14 protein-coding genes are annotated in these 17,737 nt (G+C 73.2%); 3 read left to right on the forward strand and 11 right to left on the reverse strand.

Annotation, left to right across the window (positions count from 1 at the left end):
- Nucleotides 1–19: 19 nt before the first annotated feature.
- The 6 genes from SPRI_RS26205 to SPRI_RS26230 all read right to left on the reverse strand — a co-directional run bounded on the left by SPRI_RS26205 (nt 20) and on the right by SPRI_RS26230 (nt 8,724).
- Entirely contained in the window at nt 20–1,099 is a 1,080-nt protein-coding gene (locus SPRI_RS26205; RefSeq protein WP_005318448.1) for a LacI family DNA-binding transcriptional regulator, read from the reverse strand.
- Between the two features lie 78 nt (nt 1,100–1,177).
- Entirely contained in the window at nt 1,178–1,747 is a 570-nt protein-coding gene (locus SPRI_RS26210) for a GNAT family N-acetyltransferase (RefSeq protein WP_005318450.1), read from the reverse strand.
- 29 nt (nt 1,748–1,776) lie between these two features.
- Entirely contained in the window at nt 1,777–2,517 is a 741-nt protein-coding gene (locus SPRI_RS26215; protein WP_053557380.1) for a TetR/AcrR family transcriptional regulator, read from the reverse strand.
- 168 nt (nt 2,518–2,685) lie between these two features.
- Nucleotides 2,686–4,695: a hypothetical protein gene (locus tag SPRI_RS26220; protein WP_374987844.1), complete on the reverse strand. Its 2,010-nt coding sequence runs from the start codon at nt 4,693–4,695 to the stop codon at nt 2,686–2,688.
- A gap of 67 nt (nt 4,696–4,762) precedes the next feature.
- Complete coding sequence (locus SPRI_RS26225; protein ID WP_005318455.1) at nt 4,763–5,563, reverse strand: tyrosine-protein phosphatase; 801 nt, start codon at nt 5,561–5,563, stop codon at nt 4,763–4,765.
- A gap of 26 nt (nt 5,564–5,589) precedes the next feature.
- Nucleotides 5,590–8,724, reverse strand: a complete 3,135-nt coding sequence (locus SPRI_RS26230; protein WP_053557381.1) for an alpha-N-acetylglucosaminidase — start codon at nt 8,722–8,724, stop codon at nt 5,590–5,592.
- Between the two features lie 102 nt (nt 8,725–8,826).
- Here SPRI_RS26230 and SPRI_RS26235 point away from each other — a divergent pair, with 102 nt between their 5' ends.
- Entirely contained in the window at nt 8,827–9,402 is a 576-nt protein-coding gene (locus SPRI_RS26235) for a hypothetical protein (RefSeq protein ID WP_005318458.1), read from the forward strand.
- Nucleotides 9,403–9,575: 173 nt separating this feature from the next.
- Here the strand turns inward: SPRI_RS26235 and SPRI_RS26240 are convergent, their stop codons facing one another.
- From SPRI_RS26240 to SPRI_RS26255, 4 genes are all read right to left on the reverse strand, one after another.
- Entirely contained in the window at nt 9,576–11,165 is a 1,590-nt protein-coding gene (locus tag SPRI_RS26240; RefSeq protein ID WP_037774859.1) for a DUF1996 domain-containing protein, read from the reverse strand.
- A 168-nt stretch (nt 11,166–11,333) separates the two neighbouring features.
- On the reverse strand, nt 11,334–11,996 hold the full coding sequence (locus tag SPRI_RS26245) for a LuxR C-terminal-related transcriptional regulator (protein ID WP_005318462.1): 663 nt from the start codon (nt 11,994–11,996) through the stop codon (nt 11,334–11,336).
- Nucleotides 11,981–13,249: a sensor histidine kinase gene (locus SPRI_RS26250; protein ID WP_005318464.1), complete on the reverse strand. Its 1,269-nt coding sequence runs from the start codon at nt 13,247–13,249 to the stop codon at nt 11,981–11,983. Before SPRI_RS26250 ends, SPRI_RS26245 begins: the two co-directional genes overlap by 16 nt.
- A 725-nt stretch (nt 13,250–13,974) precedes the next feature.
- Nucleotides 13,975–14,958, reverse strand: coding sequence for an NAD-dependent epimerase/dehydratase family protein (locus tag SPRI_RS26255; RefSeq protein ID WP_053557790.1), 984 nt, complete (start codon nt 14,956–14,958; stop codon nt 13,975–13,977).
- Nucleotides 14,959–15,075: 117 nt separating this feature from the next.
- Here SPRI_RS26255 and SPRI_RS26260 point away from each other — a divergent pair, with 117 nt between their 5' ends.
- Together SPRI_RS26260 and SPRI_RS26265 are read left to right on the forward strand one after the other, a co-directional pair.
- Nucleotides 15,076–15,660, forward strand: coding sequence for a hypothetical protein (locus tag SPRI_RS26260; protein ID WP_234020428.1), 585 nt, complete (start codon nt 15,076–15,078; stop codon nt 15,658–15,660).
- Between the two features lie 58 nt (nt 15,661–15,718).
- Nucleotides 15,719–17,149, forward strand: coding sequence for a PepSY-associated TM helix domain-containing protein (locus SPRI_RS26265; RefSeq protein WP_005318467.1), 1,431 nt, complete (start codon nt 15,719–15,721; stop codon nt 17,147–17,149).
- On the opposite strand, the gene SPRI_RS26270 is transcribed toward SPRI_RS26265, so the two are convergent.
- Nucleotides 17,146–17,682 carry a winged helix-turn-helix domain-containing protein gene (locus tag SPRI_RS26270; protein ID WP_005318469.1) on the reverse strand — a complete coding sequence of 179 codons (537 nt, stop codon included), beginning with the start codon at nt 17,680–17,682 and terminating at the stop codon, nt 17,146–17,148. The genes SPRI_RS26265 and SPRI_RS26270 overlap by 4 nt on opposite strands.
- Nucleotides 17,683–17,737 lie beyond the last annotated feature (55 nt).

Consider the following 17,737-nt stretch of genomic DNA (forward strand, 5'->3'; position numbering starts at 1 on the left):
ACGGCGCATACTGTCCGACTCACGGACGAGGGGTGTCTCCGGGTCGGCCTCCGGGTCCCGAGGCCGTCGAGCCGCGGACCACCAGCTCGGGCATGAAGACGAATTCGCCGTGGACGGGCGCCCTGGGGCGGTCCGGCGCGGAAGCCGAGTGACTGTCCCCCGTCTCCTCCAGGAGGGCCCGCACCGACGCCTGTCCCATCGCCTGCACCGGCTTGCGGACGGTGGTCAGCGGGGGATCGGTGAAGGCGATCAGGGGTGAGTCGTCGAAGCCCACGACGGAGATGTCGTCGGGCACTTCGAGGCCCCGGTGCCGAGCGGCCCGTATCGCGCCGAGCGCCATCATGTCGCTGGCGCAGACGACGGCCGTGCAGCCCCGGTCCATGAGTGTGGCGGCCGCGGCCTGGCCGCCCTCCAGTGTGTACAGGGAGTGCTCGATCAGTTCCGCCGACGATTCGGGCGGGATGCCCAGTTGTTCATGGAGCGCCAGCCGGAAGCCCTCGATCTTGCGGAGCACGGGTACGAACCGCCGCGGGCCGACCGCGAGGCCGATCCGGGTGTGACCGAGCGAGGCGAGATGGGTCACGGCGAGCTGCATCGCGCCGCGGTCGTCGGCCGAGATGAAGGGCGCCCGCACGCCGGGCGCGAAACCGTCGACGAGGACGAAGGGGACGCCCTTGGCGCGGAGCCGGTCGTAGCGGTCCATGTCGGCGGTGGTGTCGGCGTGCAGCCCGGAGACGAAGATGATGCCGGAGACGCCGCGCTCGACCAGCATCTCGGTGAGCTCGTCCTCGGTCGAGCCGCCCGGGGTCTGGGTGGCGAGCACCGGGGTGTAGCCCTGCCGGGTCAGGGCCTGGCCGACGACCTGGGCGAGGGCGGGGAAGATCGGGTTGTCGAGGCCGGGCGTGATCAGTCCGACCAGGCCGGCGCTGCGCAGACGCAGGCGTACGGGCCGCTCGTAACCGAGCACGTCGAGGGCGGCGAGCACCGACTGGCGGGTGGTCGCGGCGACGCCGGGCCTTCCGTTGAGAACCCGGCTCACCGTCGCTTCGCTGACCCCCGCCTGGGTCGCGATGTCGGCCAGGCGTGCGGGTGCGGTCACGGACCGGACTTTACCGTCCGGATCTGCGGTTTCCCACCGGGCCTCGGGCCGACGCGGCCACCGTCCGGCGGGCCCGTGTCAACGGGCCTCTTCCCACCGGGCCCCGGGCGTAAGGGAGTTGGGGGCAGGCGTTGCCGGTGGGAGTCGCTTCTCCAGCAGCAGTACGCCGTAACTGCTGCCGTCCGCCGCCCGCTTGGCCGGTTCCTCGCCCACCACCTCGTAACCGGCCCCCTCGTAGTACGTCCGCAGGCGCGGATTGCGGCTCAGGCAGTCCAGCCTGGCCAGTTGCCGTCCGGCCGCGGCGATGCGGCGCTCGGCATGGGCGAGCATCGCCCGCCCCGAGCCGGCGGGCGCGTGCGTCCGGGCGGTCATCAGACGGTGCACGTACCCGGCGACGGGCGGCCGGACCCCCCAGGCGGGCAGGTCGTCCCACCACAGCTCGTAGGCCCCGGCGATCCGGCCGCCGGCCTCCAGCAGCCACACCTCGCCCTCGGCGATCCGGCGGCGGAAGTGGTCGGCGTCCTTGTCGCCGGGCTTCCACTGGTCGATGCCGTGGCGCAGCATCCAGCGGGCGGCGTCGTCGTGGAGGGCGGCGAGGGCGCCCGTGTCGGAGACGGTGGCGAGCCGGAAGGAGGAGTCGGTGGTCACAGGCACGATGATGCAGGACGCCGGTGGCGCTACCGCAGGCGCTGGGCGGGTACGTGGGCGGCCGGCGCGGTTCTTGTGATCGCGGGGAGCAGGGCCGCGAGCCGGCCCATGAGGTCGCCGAACGGGCCGTCCATCGGCTCGTCCGCGAGGATGCGGACGAGGAGGGCGGCCATCTCCTCGTCGTGGGCGGCGCTGACCGCCGCCAGCGCCGCGAAGTCGTGGACCAGTTGCAGTTCGAGTTCGGCGCGCGGGACGCGACGCCCGTCGAGCCAGATCAGCGCCGTGGACTCGGCGAGCGACACCCAGGAGCGCACGACCAGTTCGAGGCGCGGGGACGGGTCGGCGATCCCGAGGTGCACGAGGATCTGGTCGTGCGCGGCCTGCCGCACCTCGTCGATCATGGCGTTGGCCGTGGACGAGCCGACGGCGGGCCCGCCGCGCATCAACGCGGAGAAACCGGGGCCGTGTTCGTCGACGAAGTCGAAGAAGCGGCCCATGACGCGCAGCAGCCGCGCGCCGAGCGGTCCCTCGCGGGGTTCCATGAATCGGGCGGCGAGCTCGTCGGCGGCCCGGCGCAACGCCGCCTCGTACAGGCTCTGTTTGCCGGGGAAGTAGTGGTAGACGAGCGGGCGGGAGATGCCCGCGGCCGCCGCGATCTCGTCGATGGAGACGTCGTCGGGGGAGCGGTGGCTGAACAGCTCCAGCGCCACACCGATCAGCTGCTGTCTGCGCTCCTCGACGCCCATCCTGCGCCGCACCCCGGTCGTCATGCGGACACCCTACCCATTGGCGCGCGGGCTTCGGGGCGTGGACCGCCCGCCGGAGGCACCGGCGGGACGCCGGTGACCAGCACGTCCCTGCGGGGCAGCCGATGCCCTCGACCGCGCCGGGACGGTGACGGCGGCGGGGCCCGTCGCCGCCGGCCCGTGGGCGCGGGTTCAGCGCAGCGGGTGCACCCGAGTGCCGTCCGCCAGAAGGCCGTTCAGCTCCGGCCGTGAACCCTCACGGGAACGGACCGCCACCACATTCCCGGTCGCCCCGCCCTCCACACCGCTGCCCGCGACGCCGACCGAGACCAGCTGGCTGCTCCCCGCCGCCAGCACGTACCACTGGCCGGCCCGCGACTGCCAGAGCACACCGGCCAGCACCCGCGGTTCACGCACCCCGCAGGCCGGCGAGTCCTCCGCCCGCGCCACCACCGTCCCCGGCGCGCCCGGGCGCTCGGCGGGCGGCTGGAACTGGGCCATGACCCGGCTGCCCGTGCCCCGCCACGTCTCCGCCCGCGTACACACCCAGCCCGCCGTGCCGTTCGCCTCCGGCAGCGGCTGGCGGGCGTACTGCCACAAGTTGACGCTGCGCACGCCGTGCGCCCGCACGCCCGGCAGCAGGCAGGCCGTACGCGCCCACGACGCGCGTGCCGCCCCGCCGGTCACCTCCTGCGGCGCGCCGGGCGGGCCGTACGTGAGCTGCGCGGGGGTCAGCTCACCGAGGTCCGTCACCAGCGTGAGGGTGCGGCCGTCGCTCAGCTCCAGCCCCTGCCATGCCCGGCACGCGTGCTGCTGCACGGGACTCGGCAGCCGCTCGGTGAGACCGCTCGCGTCCCGGCGCACCGGACGCGGCCGCCCGGCGGGGTCGAGGAGGTCCCGCACCGACACGGCCCGGACCCAGGGCGCCGTGAGATAGCGGATGTTGTCCCGCGAACGCCCGGCGACCAGGGCGCCGGAGCCGGCGGCGTCGGCCCCGTCCGTGCGGGCGAAGTCGAGCGACGCGTCCCTGGCGGCACCCGGCGCGCCCGTCGTCTCGGCGTAGCGGACGATGCGCAGCCCGTCGTGGAGGACGACGACACGCGCCGCGCCCACCTGGCCCGCGAACAGCAGTTGCGGCGGTCCCATCGGCGGCCCGGACGGTGTCCCGGGCGTCGAGGTGACCCTGACCGATTCCCCGGGGGCCGCCCAGGCGGTGAGCGACCGGCGCAGCAGTGCGTGGTCGAAGGAGAGGGATCCGCGGGCCGGCCACACGGAGAAGTCCCTGCGTGCCGACTCCCGCCAGGCCGCAGGCGCGACCCGCACCAGCCGGTCCGGGTCCAGCGCCGCCTCCACGGCGGGCACGCGGGCGGACGGCGGGTCTCCGCCGCCGCCGTTGCCGTCGCCCGGCAGCAGGAGCAGTGTCCCGCACACCGCGAGGGCGGCGGCGGCCACCACGGCCGCCCTGGCGTGTCTGCGGCGGCGCATCAGGTCGGTGGGCCGCACCTGGAGGGAGCACGCGTCGAACTCGGGCGAGCGGAGCACTTCCGCGCCGCGCCTGCCGTCCGCCACGCCGTCCGCGTCCGCGTCCGCGAGAGCGGAGTCCGGGTCGGCCGCTCCCGCCGCGGTCAGCGCCTGGCGCACGTCACGGTCGGACAGCTTCTCCAGGTGCCGCAGCACATACGCGGCCCTGGCCGGCCCGGACAGCGCGGAGAGCCTTTGGTCCAGGGCGAGTTCGTCGGCGCCTCCCGAGCGGGGGAAGACCCGCAGTCCCCACACGTGCGGCAGCAGCGGCGGGAACTGCGCGCGCCGGGGCAGTCCCCGCCGCCGCAGCGGCCGGGCCGCGTCCAGCGCCTGGCGCAGCACCCGGTCCCGGACATATGTGTAGCCCGGGTCGCCGGCGCCTTCCGGACGGCGGGCCGGCGGCACGGCAGGGACGGGCGTCGCGGCGGCGTCACCGCGGGGGAGCGAACGCTGCACGACGGCATGGGCGGTCAGCACACGGCGCCCTTGGCCGAGGGACGACGGCAGCACCAGGTAGGCGATCCGCACCAGCCGGGGGTAGTGCTCGACGAGGGCCGCCTCGGCCTGCCCGACCTCCACCCCGGCCCGGATGCCCCGGCCGGCCTCCGTCCCGGTCCCGGCGACGGTGGTGACGGGGCCCGCGGCGGGGTCCTGGGAAGGAACGAGGTCGTGTGGGCGCACGTTCAGCAGAACGAGCGAATCGTCGCATGGTCACCGGGCGCGGCCCGGTGGGCCCGCCCGGCGCTCCTCAGCCCTGGACGACCAGCCGCCCCCGGATGCGCTCCAGTGCGGCGGGCGTGACGCCGAGCCCTTCTTGGACGTACTTCTCCATGGAGCCGAAGCGCGCGTCGACCTCGTCCAGGGCGGCCGCCAGGTAGTCGGGGACGACTCCGATGATCGACAGTGCCGTCTCCGGCTGCCCGCCCTGGAGGGTGTATCCCTCCACGAGCGGGGCGAACGCCTCACGGACCGCCGTGTTGACGGACATGTACTCCGCCTCCACCGTCTTCGGCGTCGCGCCGAGCAGCGTGAGCACGATCGTCGCCGCCCAGCCCGTGCGGTCCTTGCCGGCCGTGCAGTGGAACAGCAACGGGCCCGGATCCGGGTCAGCGACCGCGTTCAGGAACGCCCGGTACGACGCACGCGCCGAGTCGGTCGTCACGAACCCACGGTAGATCGCACCGAACAGCTCCCGGCCACGGCCGTCGCCGAGCTCCTGCTCGGCGACGGCCGGATCGGCGAGCAGCCGCCGCAGCCGGGCCGCCGCCGGCATCCGGCCGGCGGCGACCTGGTCGGCCATCACGTCCGCGAGCAGCAGCCGCCCGCCCTCCGGGAGCCGGTCGGGCCGGGCCTCACGCTCGGCCCGGGTGCGGAAGTCGACGACGGTACGGATGCCGAGGGCGGCGACGGCCGGGTCGGACGCGGTGTCCATCCGGTCCAGTTGCCCGGAACGGAACAGCAGACCGCTGCGCACCGACCGGCCGCCGGGCAGAGGCGTGCCGCCCAGATCGCGGAGGTTCGCGACGGTGGTGGAGGGGATCGCGTTCATGATGCGGAATGTAGGCCCACCGGACGTCAGCCGCCCGCCGCGACACCGCCCGTCAGGGACCAGCCGCTGAACCGCACCGTCCCGCGCACACCGCTCCCGCCGTTCGTGGCGCTCATGAAGATCCCGGCGTCCTGCGTCGCCGCCGTGCCCGGCACCGCCACCGTGGCCACCGCGCGCCAGGTGGCGCCGCCGTCGGTGGAGCAGGCGCCGGTGAACGAGGTCCCGGCGTTCTTGGTGAGCCGCAGCAGAACGGGTGCCCTGATCCCGGTGATCCGGCCGTAGTTGTCGAGCGTGCCGTCGCCGTTCGAGTCGTACGACAGCGCGACGCCCTGTCCCGGGGTCACCGCCAGGTTCAGGAAGCCCAGGTCCCCCGGGGTCGCCAGCGAGTTGCGGACCATGATCCCGGCGCGTGCCCAGGTGCCGGTGTTGTCCTGCGCGTCCACCCGCAGCACGATGCTCGCGCCCTCGGTGAACGCCCCGGGCAGGTAGGCGGTGCCGAACTGGGTGGTGCCGCGCCACAGGTCGTTACCGGCCCCGTTGATCGCGAACCGGTCGCCGAGCTGGCCGAAGACGGCGCCGTTGGAGGTGAACGTGCGCCACGCGGGGTCCAGCGGCGCGGCGATGTACACGTTGCCCGGCTGGGTGGTGGTGACCCGGTCCTCGCCGAGCGGCCCGTACTGCGTCGTGAGCTCGTACGGCATCGGCCTGAGCGGCTCCGTCAGCGGATCACCGGGTGCCGTCACCCGCCAGGAGACCTCACCGCTGCCCGCCGCCGGGACGCCCTCCAGGGCGCTCGGGCCCTCGGGGGCGGCGTCGAGTCCGGCGAGCGCGAAGTCGACCCGGCCGGTGCCGCTGAGCCCGTTGATGTTGCGGAAGACCGCGGTGACGGTGCCCGTGCTGCCCGGGGTGAACGCGGGCGGCTCCACCTCCACCGTCACGACGCCCTGGTAGGGCGCGCGGGCCAGGGTGTCGAACACCCGCAGGGCCGTGCTGTACGCGTCCCCGGTCGGCCGCACCGGATAGGTGTGGCGCTCCTGGGTCCATGCCTCCTCCTGGGGATACCAGTCGAAGGACTTCGGCGCCCGGCCGGCGGCCATCGCGTCGGCCTGCTCCGTCAGGAACGCCTCCCACTGCGGCACATGGACGTCGGCCATCAGTCCCTGCCAGTCCCGGTTGGCGTAGTTGCTGAGGCTGTTCGCGGTCGGACGGTCCGCCCAGGTGGTGATCAGCGTGCGCGCGGTGCGTTCCAGCTGCACCGCCTCCTCCGGGCTGGTCGCCAGCCGCTTCGCGTCCTCCAGCCACGGCCCGAGCAGGAACTGGCGGTGGCAGCCGGCCATCGTGTCGCTGAGCCGCATCACCTTCAGCCACAGGGCCGACACGGCACGGAAGGTGGCCACGTCCTTGTTCCGGTACGCGGCCCGCAACGCCAACTGGAGCGTGCGGGAACGGTTGGCCAGGGCCTGGCGGGCCACGTCGGTCAGGTCGTGGCGGTACGCGTCCGAGTCGCGCAGCGGCGCGCGTACGGCGAGCAGCGCGGCGAACGCCCGGTCGAAGCCCGCCGGATCGAAGGCGGTACCGATGGCGGTGGTCAGCGACGGCCGGCGCGAGAACAGCGAGTCGTACGGCCGCCCGTCCGTGCTCGTCAGCTTGTACGCGGTCGCCGCCAGTGCGGCGAACGCCTCCCGCGCCGAGTGGTCGACGCCGCCGTACCGGATCTGCGCGTACTCGGCGAACCACGCCTCCCGGTCGATCTTCTCCTCGCGCCAGGCCAGTTCGCTGAACAGCTCCAGGGCCGCCGGGTCACGCTCCGCCGCCTCCGGCATGTACGCGGTGCCCACCAGCGCGCTGCCCGGCTTGTCGCGCCAGGCCGTGAACTTCTCCGTCCACCGGTCGGTGTTCGCGCCGATCGTCGTCCGGCCGCCGAAGTTGGGGATGGTGCCGAAGGCGTACGGGGCCCCGCCCCAGTCCGCCTCCCGGTCGGTGACCGTGTCCAGGTCCGACAGGCCGTCGACGATGAGGACGCGGGAGGTGTCGATCGAGTCGAGCATGACCGGGCGCGGGTTGGACTGCCAGCCGAGGATCACCCAGGTGGCGCCGGGCCGGGCCGTCTGCAGGGAGGTCTCCACCGCGCGTGCGGCGTCGGGGACGGGCACGTCGCCCGCGGTGCCGCCCTCGTGCAGCAGGTCCATCTTGAAGTGCGACACGTCGCCGAACAGTTCGCCCTGGTGCCGGTAGAAGGCCGCGGCGACGTCGGAGAAGGCCTGCGTCCGCGGGTCCAGCCAGTCGGGCCGGCGCATTCCGCCGCCCCAGGTGCCCTGGGGGATCACCCGTGCGTCACTGCCGGGGTTGTGGCCCGGGAAGTCGTCGGGGACGGTACCGAAGTAACCGGGCAGCACCGGATGCATGCCCAGCTCCCGCAGCCGGTCGGTGATCCGCCGGCCCAGCTCGGTGCGGCGCTCGATGAGGGCCGCCGACATCGGGCCGCCGAACCCGCTCATGTTCTGGAGCAGCCACCACGGCTGGTGCGAGGGCGCCGGCAGCCAGGTCCTGGCCTCCTCGTCCGAGTACCCGAAGTCCGTCAGCAACCGGTGGTAGACGGCCTCCTGCCCCGGCGTCACCAGGACCTCGTTGCAGCCGTGCAGGGCCAGGACGTCGATCAGCCGCTCCCAGCGCGGCCAGTCGGCGTACGGGGCGGTGTAGCCGTCGTGCGTGTCGTTGTACGCGAACCGGTGCCGGACGGTGGCCTTCCGCTCGATCGGACGGCGGACCGCGGGCAGCCGGCGGGGGAGGTCGAGCTGGGACCCGGACCACGAGATGTGCGCCCGGCAGACGTACTTGAGATACCAGTGAACCCCGGTCAGCAGGACCCCGGGACCGGTGCCCGCCACCTCGATGCGGCCGGCCGAGCCGGTGACCCGGAAGCGCTCGGGACCGGTCAGCGCCGTCAGCCGCACCTGGTCGGCGTGGTCGGGCAGCAGTCGGTGCAGCGCGGCGGCGGCCGGACCGGTGCGGAAAGCGTCCTCGGCGCCCGCGCCCGGTGCCGCGGGCGGGGAGGCGGGTCGGGGCAGGGCGGCGGCCGCTGGAGTGTGCGCGGCGAGCACCGCGCCGGCTCCCACGGCTCCGGCAGTGCCCAGCAGCGTACGTCTCGACAGCTCGTTCATCAGCGCTCCTCCGTGTTGCTGACGCGACAACAGGTGCGTGCGGAGCGCAGGTTACCTGCGGTTCTGCCGCGCGAAGAGGGGGCGGGAAGGCACCATGGCCGAATGCGGACGAGTACGAGCACGAGCACATGGCGGGCGGCCCGGACAGGACTGGCAGTTGTCGTCCTGGCCCTGGCGGCGGCCTGCGGTTCCGGCGGTGACGACGACGGGCGTGTCGGACCCGACAAGGGCGCGAAGGAGCAGCGGACGGCGACCGGCAGCCTGGAGGATCTCGCACGTCAGGCCGATTGCGAACCGAACATCCAGACGGACGCGGACGAATTGCGCCAGGCCAACTGCAGGACGGCCGACGGCAGGTACATCCTCGCGACCTTCGCGACCGACCGCGGCCAGCGTGAGTGGATCAACGAGGCCAACGACTACGGCGGCACCTATCTGGTCGGGCGCAAGTGGGTGGCGGTCGGCGACGAGAAGGTCGTGGCGGCCCTGCGCGAGAGGCTCGGCGGCACGGTCGAGACCGGCGCGCAGCACGGCTCCGGCCACGAAGGCGGCGACAGCGGCAGTGGTGGCGACGGCGACGGTGGCCATGAAGGCCACGACGGCGGCGAAGGCCACGACGGCGGCGGGGAGAGCGGCGGGAGCGCCGGGGAGGGGCACGAAGGACACCAGGGGAGCTGACCCGCGGCCTGTCGGCCCGGGCCGGTCCGGGTGCTGCTGCCCGGACCGGCACGGGGGAGGGGTCGCGCTGTGCCGTCCGCAGACGGAAAGAGGCCGGGCCGGTCCGGGAATCTCCCGGACCGGCCCGGCCTTCGTGACACCGGTGGATCACCGGTGTCAGCCGTACCGATGGATCACTGACAGCGACGGCCGTCGTTGATGCAGTCCACCATCTCGTCCATCAGGTCCTCGTCGAAGACGTTGATGAAGTCACCGTGGTCGGTGATCGGCTTGTGCAGCTGCTCGGGGAACGAGTCGACCGCGAAGACCGACGCGTTGTCGCCGTCGAAGACCGGCGGCGGCACGTCGTAGACGATCCGCTGCACCAACTGCGGAATCGGCTGGAAACCGTCCTGGCACCTGCCGTCCTCGTCGGCGAAGGCCACATGGGTGCGGTGGTTCGCGCTGTCGGTGTTCTGACCGTCCCAGCAGCTCTGGAACTTGAAGCTCCGCACCACCTGGCTGCCCTCGGGGCAGATCGGGTACTTGTCCTTCAGCTGGCGGTCCTCGAATCCGGTGCAGCTCCACGAGGCATTGGCATTCGCGTCGCCGTTGGTGAACGATTTGGCGTCACCGGTGATGATCCGGAGGAATTTCGGCATCGCGGTGACCTTGCTCCGCGGATTGCCCTCGAACGTCAGCGTGACCTCCGACGGTGTCTGGATCTCACCGACGTTCTGGTCGTTGCCGCCGCCGTCCTCGCCGGCGTCGAACTCGTTCTGGCCGTTCTGCAACCGCAGCACGGGCCAGTAATAGGTCGACTTGTCACCCTGGTTGTTGCAGGTGGTGTCCCCGTTCGCGAAATCGTCGTCGCTGGCGAAAGCGTCGTTGGCCTGGTTGCCCACATAGTCGTGCATGTGGTGCGCGCCGTTGCTGACACCAGGTGCGGCGATCACATTGTCGGAATTGAACTTGCCGTTCTCGTTCACGCCGCAGTCGGTGGTGAAAGTGCCCCGGGAGGCTCCGCGGCGCTGCCGCGGCTCCTGGACGTTGGGCTGGACGGACTGGATGTCGACGAAGTCGCCCTCGGCCGGGCCGTTGCCGGCCTGGCCGCCGTTGTCGTTGTTGCCGTCGTTCCCGTTGTTGTCCCCGTTGTCGCCGTCGTTGTTGTCGCCGTCACCGTTGTCGTCCTGGCCGCCGCCGTCCTGGCCGCCGTCCTGGTTCTGGTCCTGGTCGCCGCCGTCCTGGCCGTCGTTCTGGCCGTCGTTCTGCCCGCCGTTCTGGTCACCGCCGCCGTCCTGGCCGTCGTTGTCGTCGCCGCGCAGGGTGCACGGAGCGGTCGACTCCAGGCCCTCGGGGCGTTCGGCGGAGCGGTCGATCAGGGCGACGATGCGCTGGATGATCACCAGTCGCTCGTTCTTCAGCGGTGTAAGGATCTCGTTCTGCGCGAAGGTGCGGTCGCTCTGGACCCGCTCCTTGTTGTCGGCGAACCGCTGGTAGTAGGTGGTGATCTGGGTGTCCAGCGTGGCGAGTTCCCGGTCGACCGCGAACCGCTGGTCGTCGGGGACCTCCTCGATGGAATTCACGACTTCCGGACAGTCGATCGTGGAGACCGCCTGCCCGGCGCTCTGCGTTCTGGGCCCGGTCCGGTCATCGCCCCAGCCCTCGTGGGCGGAAGCGTAGAAATTGGCCGCGACGAGCCCGCCCCCACCCAGAATGAGGGCAGCCGAGGCAGCGATCGCCCGGTTTGCCAGCGTTGAGCGTTTTCTCGATGTGCGTCCCATGGAACTCCAATCCCGGGGGAGGGAAGTAGCGTCGTTCCATACGGAGACCACCGACGGGGTGTTCAGTCCTGTGTGGAAATCGTAGAAGCCTCCAGCGCCAAATCGTTTGGACGTAGCCGAAATGGGGCACTGCCGCGGCCGGTGGACGGCGGGGCCGGGCCCCGCCTCTCAGCTCCCGTTCGTACGACCGTGATCCAGATACGCCAGCACCGCCAGGACCCGGCGGTTGTCGTCGTCCGACACCGGCAGGCCCAGCTTGGCGAAGATGTTCGACGTGTGCTTGGCCACCGCCCGTTCGGTCACCACCAGCTGCGACGCGATCGCCGCGTTCGAACGGCCCTGCGCCACCAGCTCCATGACCTCCCGCTCACGCGGCGTGAGACGGCCCATCGGCCTGTCCTGCGAACGCCGCGACAACAACTGCGAGATCACCTGCGGATCCATCGCCGTACCGCCCGCGGCCACCCGGCGCACCGCGTCGACGAACTGCTCCGCGTCGAAGACCCGGTCCTTCAGCAGGTACCCCACCCCGCCGTTGCCGTCCGCCAGCAACTCCCGTGCGTACAACTGCTCCACATGCTGCGAGAGCACCAGCACCGGCAGCCCCGGCCTCGCCCGCCGCGCCGCGAGCGCGCACTGGAGCCCTTCGTCCGTGTGCGACGGCGGGAGCCGGACGTCGACGACCGCGACGTCCGGCTCCAGCTCCGCCAGTGCCTTGCCGAGTTCGGGGCCGGTCTCCACCGCGGCCAGGATCTCGAAGCCGAAGGCCTCGAGCATCCGGACCAGGCCGTCCCGCAGCAGGAACAGGTCTTCGGCTAGAACAACTCGCAAGGGATCTCCATGGTGACCATGGTGGGACCGCCCGCGGGACTGCTGACGGCCAGGACTCCGTCGAATGTACCCAGCCGCCGTTCGACACCGCTCAGCCCGGAGCCCGCCCCGACCACCGCACCGCCCTTGCCGTTGTCGGTCACCGAGATCCGCAGCGCCCCGTCCGTGTACGTCATGTCCACCCAGACACGGTCCGCCCCCGAGTGCTTGACCGCGTTGGTGAGTGCCTCGCTCACCGCGAAGTACGCCGCGGACTCGACGGGCGCGTCCGGCCGTCCGGGCAGCTCCACCTCCACCTCGGCCGGCACCGGCAGCCGCAGCGCCAGCGCCCTGACCGCGTCGCCCAGCCCCCGCTCGGCCAGCACCGGCGGATGGATGCCGCGCACCAGGTCACGCAGCTCGGTCAGCGCCTCCGCGGACGACTCCCGCGCCTTGGAGAGCAGCTCCTTCGCCTGCGCCGGATCCTTCTCGATCAGCGCCTCGATCGTGCCGAGGTTCATCCCCATCGCGACCAGCCGCGCCTGCGCGCCGTCGTGCAGGTCCCGCTCGATACGGCGCAACTCGGCCGCCGACGTGTCGAGCGCGTCGTGACGGGTCTCCGTGAGCCGGTCGATGCGCTGCTCCAGCTCCTCCTGACGGCCCGGGTTCAGAACGGCCCCCGCGAGCCTGAAGTGGGCCCGTACGAGGCGGGTGTTGACGTGCAGCGCCACGATCATCCACACCAGGCCGAGCAGCGCCGCGAGCCTGGCCGTGTCACTGCTGTCGACCGGCAGGAACGTGTACCAGTACGTGCCGGATGCCTCCACGATCGGCTTCCACAGTCCCGCCGCGAGCAGCAGACCGAAGACGCCCTCCAGGATCAGCGCCGGCGCGAGGACGGCGACGACCGCGCCGCCCGTCATGTCGGCGAGCAGCCACCGCATGTCCCGCCACGTCGCCGGGTCCCTCAGCATCAGCGAACACCGCTCGACCTGACCGGTGACGCCCTTGCGCACGTCCTCGGGGAGGGGCCGGTAACGGACCGGGATACGGACCCGGGACCACTGCGCCGCGAGCAGCCGGCGCCGGTTCACATGGGCCCTCAGCAGCGTCAGCACCCGGGGAGTGGTGAACATCCCCACACCGACGGGGATCAGCGCGATAGACACCGTCGCGAGAGAGAAGAGGACGACGGACCCGACCAACGCCGCCGACGCGAGCACCAGCCCCTGCCCACCGGCCGCGAGCGCCCCGCGGGCCTTCTTGATCGCCATGAATCCCCCTGCTTGTGCGTGCGTTCGTCCGTCAACCCCTACCGACCACCAGTGTGGCGACCCCGACCATGCCCCCGCACTGGTGGAGGACCCCGGTCAGGGGGTGTACCTGAGGACACCATGGGGATCGGGCATGGCCGTTCCGGTCAGCGGGCGGGTCTTCCGCGGCGCGGAGCTGCCGCTCGGGTGCGGGCGTTGGCCCACGCGTCCACGCCTGCCGGCCGTTCCGGGCGCTTCGGCGGCGCGAAGCTGCCGTTCGGGGGTCGGGCGGGCCCGGTGGCCGTTCCAGGCCTGGCGGGCGCTTCGGCGGCGCGAAGCCGCCGCTGGGGGCCGGGCGTTGCCCACGGGCCTATGCTCACCGGCCGTTTCGGGCGCCTGGCGGGCGCTTCCGGCGCCGCGAAGCGGCCGTTCGAAGGCCGGGCGGCCCGCGCCGGCCGTTCCGGGCGCCTGGCGGGGGTCTCTCGCGGCGCGGAGCTGCCGCTGGGGGGGGCGGGCGTTGGCCCACGCGTCCACGCCTGCCGGCCGTTCCGGGCGCCTGGCGGGGGCCTTCGGCGGCGCGGAGCCGCCGCTCGGGGGTGCGGGGGCGTCAGCCCCCGCTGAAACCCTTCCCCACCCCTGCGGGGGTGCGGGGGCGGCGGCCCCCACGGGGCCCGGGGCTTGCCCCGGTTCCGGGAAGGGGCGGGGTGGGGAAAGCGCCCCGCGCAGCGGCCCGCCCGCCCGCCCCCTCACCCCTCCAGCAGCCGCTGCTCGACCTCCGGCGACAGCCCCACCCGCGGGCGGTCCACCCGGTGCGGCGCCGTCCCGCCCAGGGACTGCAGCCACGCCCACGTGTCACGCACCGTGTCCACGACCGGCCGGCACCGCAGCCCCGTCGCCGTCGCGCGGTCCACGTTCACGGCGTGCAGTGCCCCGTACGCCTCCTGCGTCGGCGGGATCCACACCGGCAGGTCCGTCCACGGTTCGACTCCCGCCGCGAGGATCGTCTCCGCCTCGGTCCACCGCAGCCGCGCCGTCGATCCCGTCACCGTGACGCACGCGTCGAGGAGTTCGCCCATCGTCGTGTGGCCGGGCTCGCTCACCAGGTTGTACGGACCGGAGCGTCCGGCGGCCACCGCGTCGAGGGTCCATTCGGCGAGGTCGCGGACGTCGATGTACTGCAGCGCGTTCTCCCGCGGCCCCGGCGCGAGCACGTCGCCCCCGCGGGCGATGCGGCCGAGCCACCAGGGGAGCCGGCCGATGTTCTCCCACGGCCCGAGGATCAGTCCGGAGCGCACCAGCAGCGAGTGTTCCTCCCCGAAGGCGTCGAGCACCGCCAGTTCACCGCCCCGTTTGGCCTCGGCGTACGGCACGTCGACGGCGTCGGGGGAGCTGTCCACCAGGGGCGCCGTCTCGTCGTACCCGGCCGGCTGCGGCCACACGTACACCGAGCAGCTGGAGATGTAGACGTAACGCCCCACACGTCCCGCGAGCAGCCGGGCCGTGCGGCGGACCGCCGACGGCGCGCCCGACCAGGTGTCGACGACGGCGTCCCATTCGCCGCCGGCGAGGGCGTCGAGGTCGCCGAGCCGGTCACCGAGCAGCACGGCCGCGCCCTTCGGCGCCGGATGCCTGCCGCGGTGGAAGACGGTGACGTCCCAGCCGCGGGCGAGCGCCGCCTCCGTGACCGCACGCCCGGCGAACTCCGTACCACCCAGAATCAGAAGCCTCATGATCACGACTCTGCCTCGCCGGACCCCGCGGGCGACAGTGGTTCTGCTCCGGGAAGAACATCTCCTACCGCCGGTCACTCTCCCGGAGCCGCCCCCGTGGTGGCAGCATGGCGGACGATGACGGACACCCGGTCGCCGATGCGCGCCCTGCGGGCCGCTCTTTTCGCGGCGGTGGGTGTCATTCTGGCCGCGATGGGGCATTCGTCCCTGTCCGCGCACGACATCCCGCCGTCCGCGCTGCTGGCCGCCCTGGTGGTGACCGCTGCCGCGGGATGGTTCGCCGCAGGACGTCGCCGCGGGCCCGGCGCCATCGGCGCCGGTCTCCTCGCCGTGCAGGGTGCCCTGCACCTGATCTTCTCCGACGCCGGACAACCCGCCGGCCACCACCCCGGGCACCGGGCGGAGGCGGCCACGGGCCTCGCGGACGGGGCGGGCATGCTCGCCGTGCACCTGCTCGCGGCAGCGGGCTGTGCGCTCTGGCTCGCCCACGGTGAGGCTGCGTTCTTCCGGCTCGCGGGCGCCGCGTTCGCGTTCGCCTTCACCCCGCTGCGGCTGCTCCTCGGCGCCGTACGTCTGCCGGAACCACCACGTCCGGTGGTCCGCCCGGTCGTCCGCGCCCGTCACCGCAGTGTCGTCCTCGCGCACACCGTCGTCCGTCGCGGCCCGCCCCCGCCCGCGATCCCCCGCGCCACGGCCCCCTGAGCCGCTGTCCGACCTGGGGGCCGCTTCCCCATGTCGACACCGAAACCTTAGGACCGCCATGTCCGTTGACGCCCCCGACCAGGGCGCAGCACCCGAGGCCGTAACCGGCCGGGCCGAATCCACCTCCACCTGGGCCGCGTTGCGACCGCTCGTGCTCCGGCTCCACTTCTACGCGGGGCTGCTGATCGCCCCGCTGCTTCTCGTCGCCGCCGTCAGCGGTCTGCTGTACTCCCTGTCCTTCCAGGCGGAGAAGTTCGTCTACCGCGACGAGCTCACCGCTCCCGTGTCGGGCCCGTACCTGCCGCTCGGCGCCCAGGTCGACGCGGCCCGCGAGGCCCGTCCCGACGCCACCGTCACCGCCGTGTGGCCCGCGTACGAGGAAGGGATGACGACCCGGGTGCTGATGGACGCTCCGGGAGTGGCGGAGGGCAGGTCGCTCGCCGTCTTCGTCGACCCGTACACGACCGGGATACGGGGCGAGCTCCCCTCGTACGGCAGCTCCGGCGCGCTGCCGCTCCGGGCGTGGCTCGACGAACTCCACCGCGACCTGCATCTCGGTGACGTCGGCCGCTACTACAGCGAGCTCGCCGCGAGCTGGCTGTGGGTCGTCGCCCTCGGCGGTCTCCTGCTCTGGCTCGGCCGCCGGCGCCGTACGAAGCGGGACCTGGTCCTGCCGGAGCGGGGCGCGAAGGGACGGCGCAGGACGCTGTCCTGGCACGGCTCCGTCGGACTGTGGGCCGTGACCGGCCTGGTCCTGCTCTCGGCCACCGGCCTCACCTGGTCCCGTTACGCGGGCGAGAACATCGGCGCGCTGCAGGACCGGCTGGGCGGCGCCACACCCACCGTCTCCGCCGCGATCGGCGAGGGCGGGGCGGCCGGGGGCGACGGGCACGAGGGCCACGGCGGCACCGGACACGGAACACAGCACCAGGGCGCGGACATCGGCATCGACGTCGCCGTGGCCGCCGCCCACGAGGCGGGCGTCGACGGCCGGATCGCCGTGACCCTGCCCTCCGACGGCACCGGCTACGTCGTCAAGGAGACCGACACCCAGTACCCGGTGCACCTCGACTCGGTGGCCGTCGACCCGGCCGACGGGCGGGTCATCGACGAACTGCGCTTCGCCGACTACCCGTTGCTCGCCAAACTGACCCGCTTCGGCATCGACGGCCACATGGGCGTGCTCTTCGGCCTGGCCAACCAGCTCGTCCTGGCCGCCCTGATGGGCGCCCTGATCCTGCTCATCGTGTGGGGCTACCGCATGTGGTGGCTGCGCCGGCCCACCAAGGAACGCACGCTGGGCGCGGGGCGGCCGGCCCCGCGCGGAGCGTGGCGGAAGGTGCCCGTGACGGTGCTGCTGCCGCTCGCGGCGGCGACGGCCGCGGCCGGCTGGTTCGTGCCGATGCTCGGCATCAGCCTGCTGGTGTTCCTGGCCGTCGACGTCGCGGTGGGCGCCGCCGCGAGGACCCGGGCGCGCACCGGCTCCTAGGGCGCGTACTTGTAGCCGACCCGCCGCACGGTCTGGATCGTGCGGCGGTGCTCGGCGCCCAGCTTGCGCCGCAGCCGTGCCACATGGACGTCGACGGTGCGGCCGTCGCCCACGTGCCCGTAGCCCCACACCGTGGTGACCAGCTGGTCACGGGTGTGCACCCGCTGGGGATGCGCCACCAGGTGCGCCAGCAGCTCGAACTCGAGGTACGTCAGGTCCAGCGCCCGCCCGTCCACCTGGGCGGTGCGCCGGACCGGGTCGATCAGCACCGGCCCGCCGTCCGTCGCCTCCCGCGGCGCGTCGGTGGGCAGCGGCTGCCCGCCCGCCGGTACGAGCACGAGGTAGCCGACCATCGGGGGCCGTCCCGGCAGGTCGGGCAGGGTGTGCGGCGGTGCGGGCAGCCAAGTGGCGCCCGGCGGGAGGAGGTCGGCGACGTCGACCACCTCGTCACGGTCGACGGCGCGCAGCCGGTGCCGGTCGGAGGGAAGCCGGACGGGCCGGGCGACGGTGGAGAAGGAACGGGTGTTCGCCATGGGAGGTCAGCTCTTTCGCGCGGAGAAGGACGGACGTACGTACGTCGTTTCGCGC

Origin of the sequence: Streptomyces pristinaespiralis, from assembly GCF_001278075.1 — a bacterium.
In the GTDB taxonomy this organism is placed as follows: domain Bacteria; phylum Actinomycetota; class Actinomycetes; order Streptomycetales; family Streptomycetaceae; genus Streptomyces; species Streptomyces pristinaespiralis.

Bases quoted from the DNA above. Each gene is read 5' to 3' on its own strand.
- SPRI_RS26215 (WP_053557380.1), bottom strand. From the start codon at position 2,517: ATGACGACCGGGGTGCGGCGCAGGATGGGCGTCGAGGAGCGCAGACAG.
- SPRI_RS26225 (WP_005318455.1), bottom strand. From the start codon at position 5,563: ATGAACGCGATCCCCTCCACCACCGTCGCGAACCTCCGCGATCTGGGC.
- SPRI_RS26230 (WP_053557381.1), bottom strand. From the start codon at position 8,724: ATGAACGAGCTGTCGAGACGTACGCTGCTGGGCACTGCCGGAGCCGTG.
- SPRI_RS26235 (WP_005318458.1), top strand. From the start codon at position 8,827: ATGCGGACGAGTACGAGCACGAGCACATGGCGGGCGGCCCGGACAGGA.
- SPRI_RS26240 (WP_037774859.1), bottom strand. From the start codon at position 11,165: ATGGGACGCACATCGAGAAAACGCTCAACGCTGGCAAACCGGGCGATC.
- SPRI_RS26250 (WP_005318464.1), bottom strand. From the start codon at position 13,249: ATGGCGATCAAGAAGGCCCGCGGGGCGCTCGCGGCCGGTGGGCAGGGG.
- SPRI_RS26255 (WP_053557790.1), bottom strand. From the start codon at position 14,958: ATGAGGCTTCTGATTCTGGGTGGTACGGAGTTCGCCGGGCGTGCGGTC.
- SPRI_RS26260 (WP_234020428.1), top strand. From the start codon at position 15,076: ATGACGGACACCCGGTCGCCGATGCGCGCCCTGCGGGCCGCTCTTTTC.
- SPRI_RS26265 (WP_005318467.1), top strand. From the start codon at position 15,719: ATGTCCGTTGACGCCCCCGACCAGGGCGCAGCACCCGAGGCCGTAACC.
- SPRI_RS26270 (WP_005318469.1), bottom strand. From the start codon at position 17,682: ATGGCGAACACCCGTTCCTTCTCCACCGTCGCCCGGCCCGTCCGGCTT.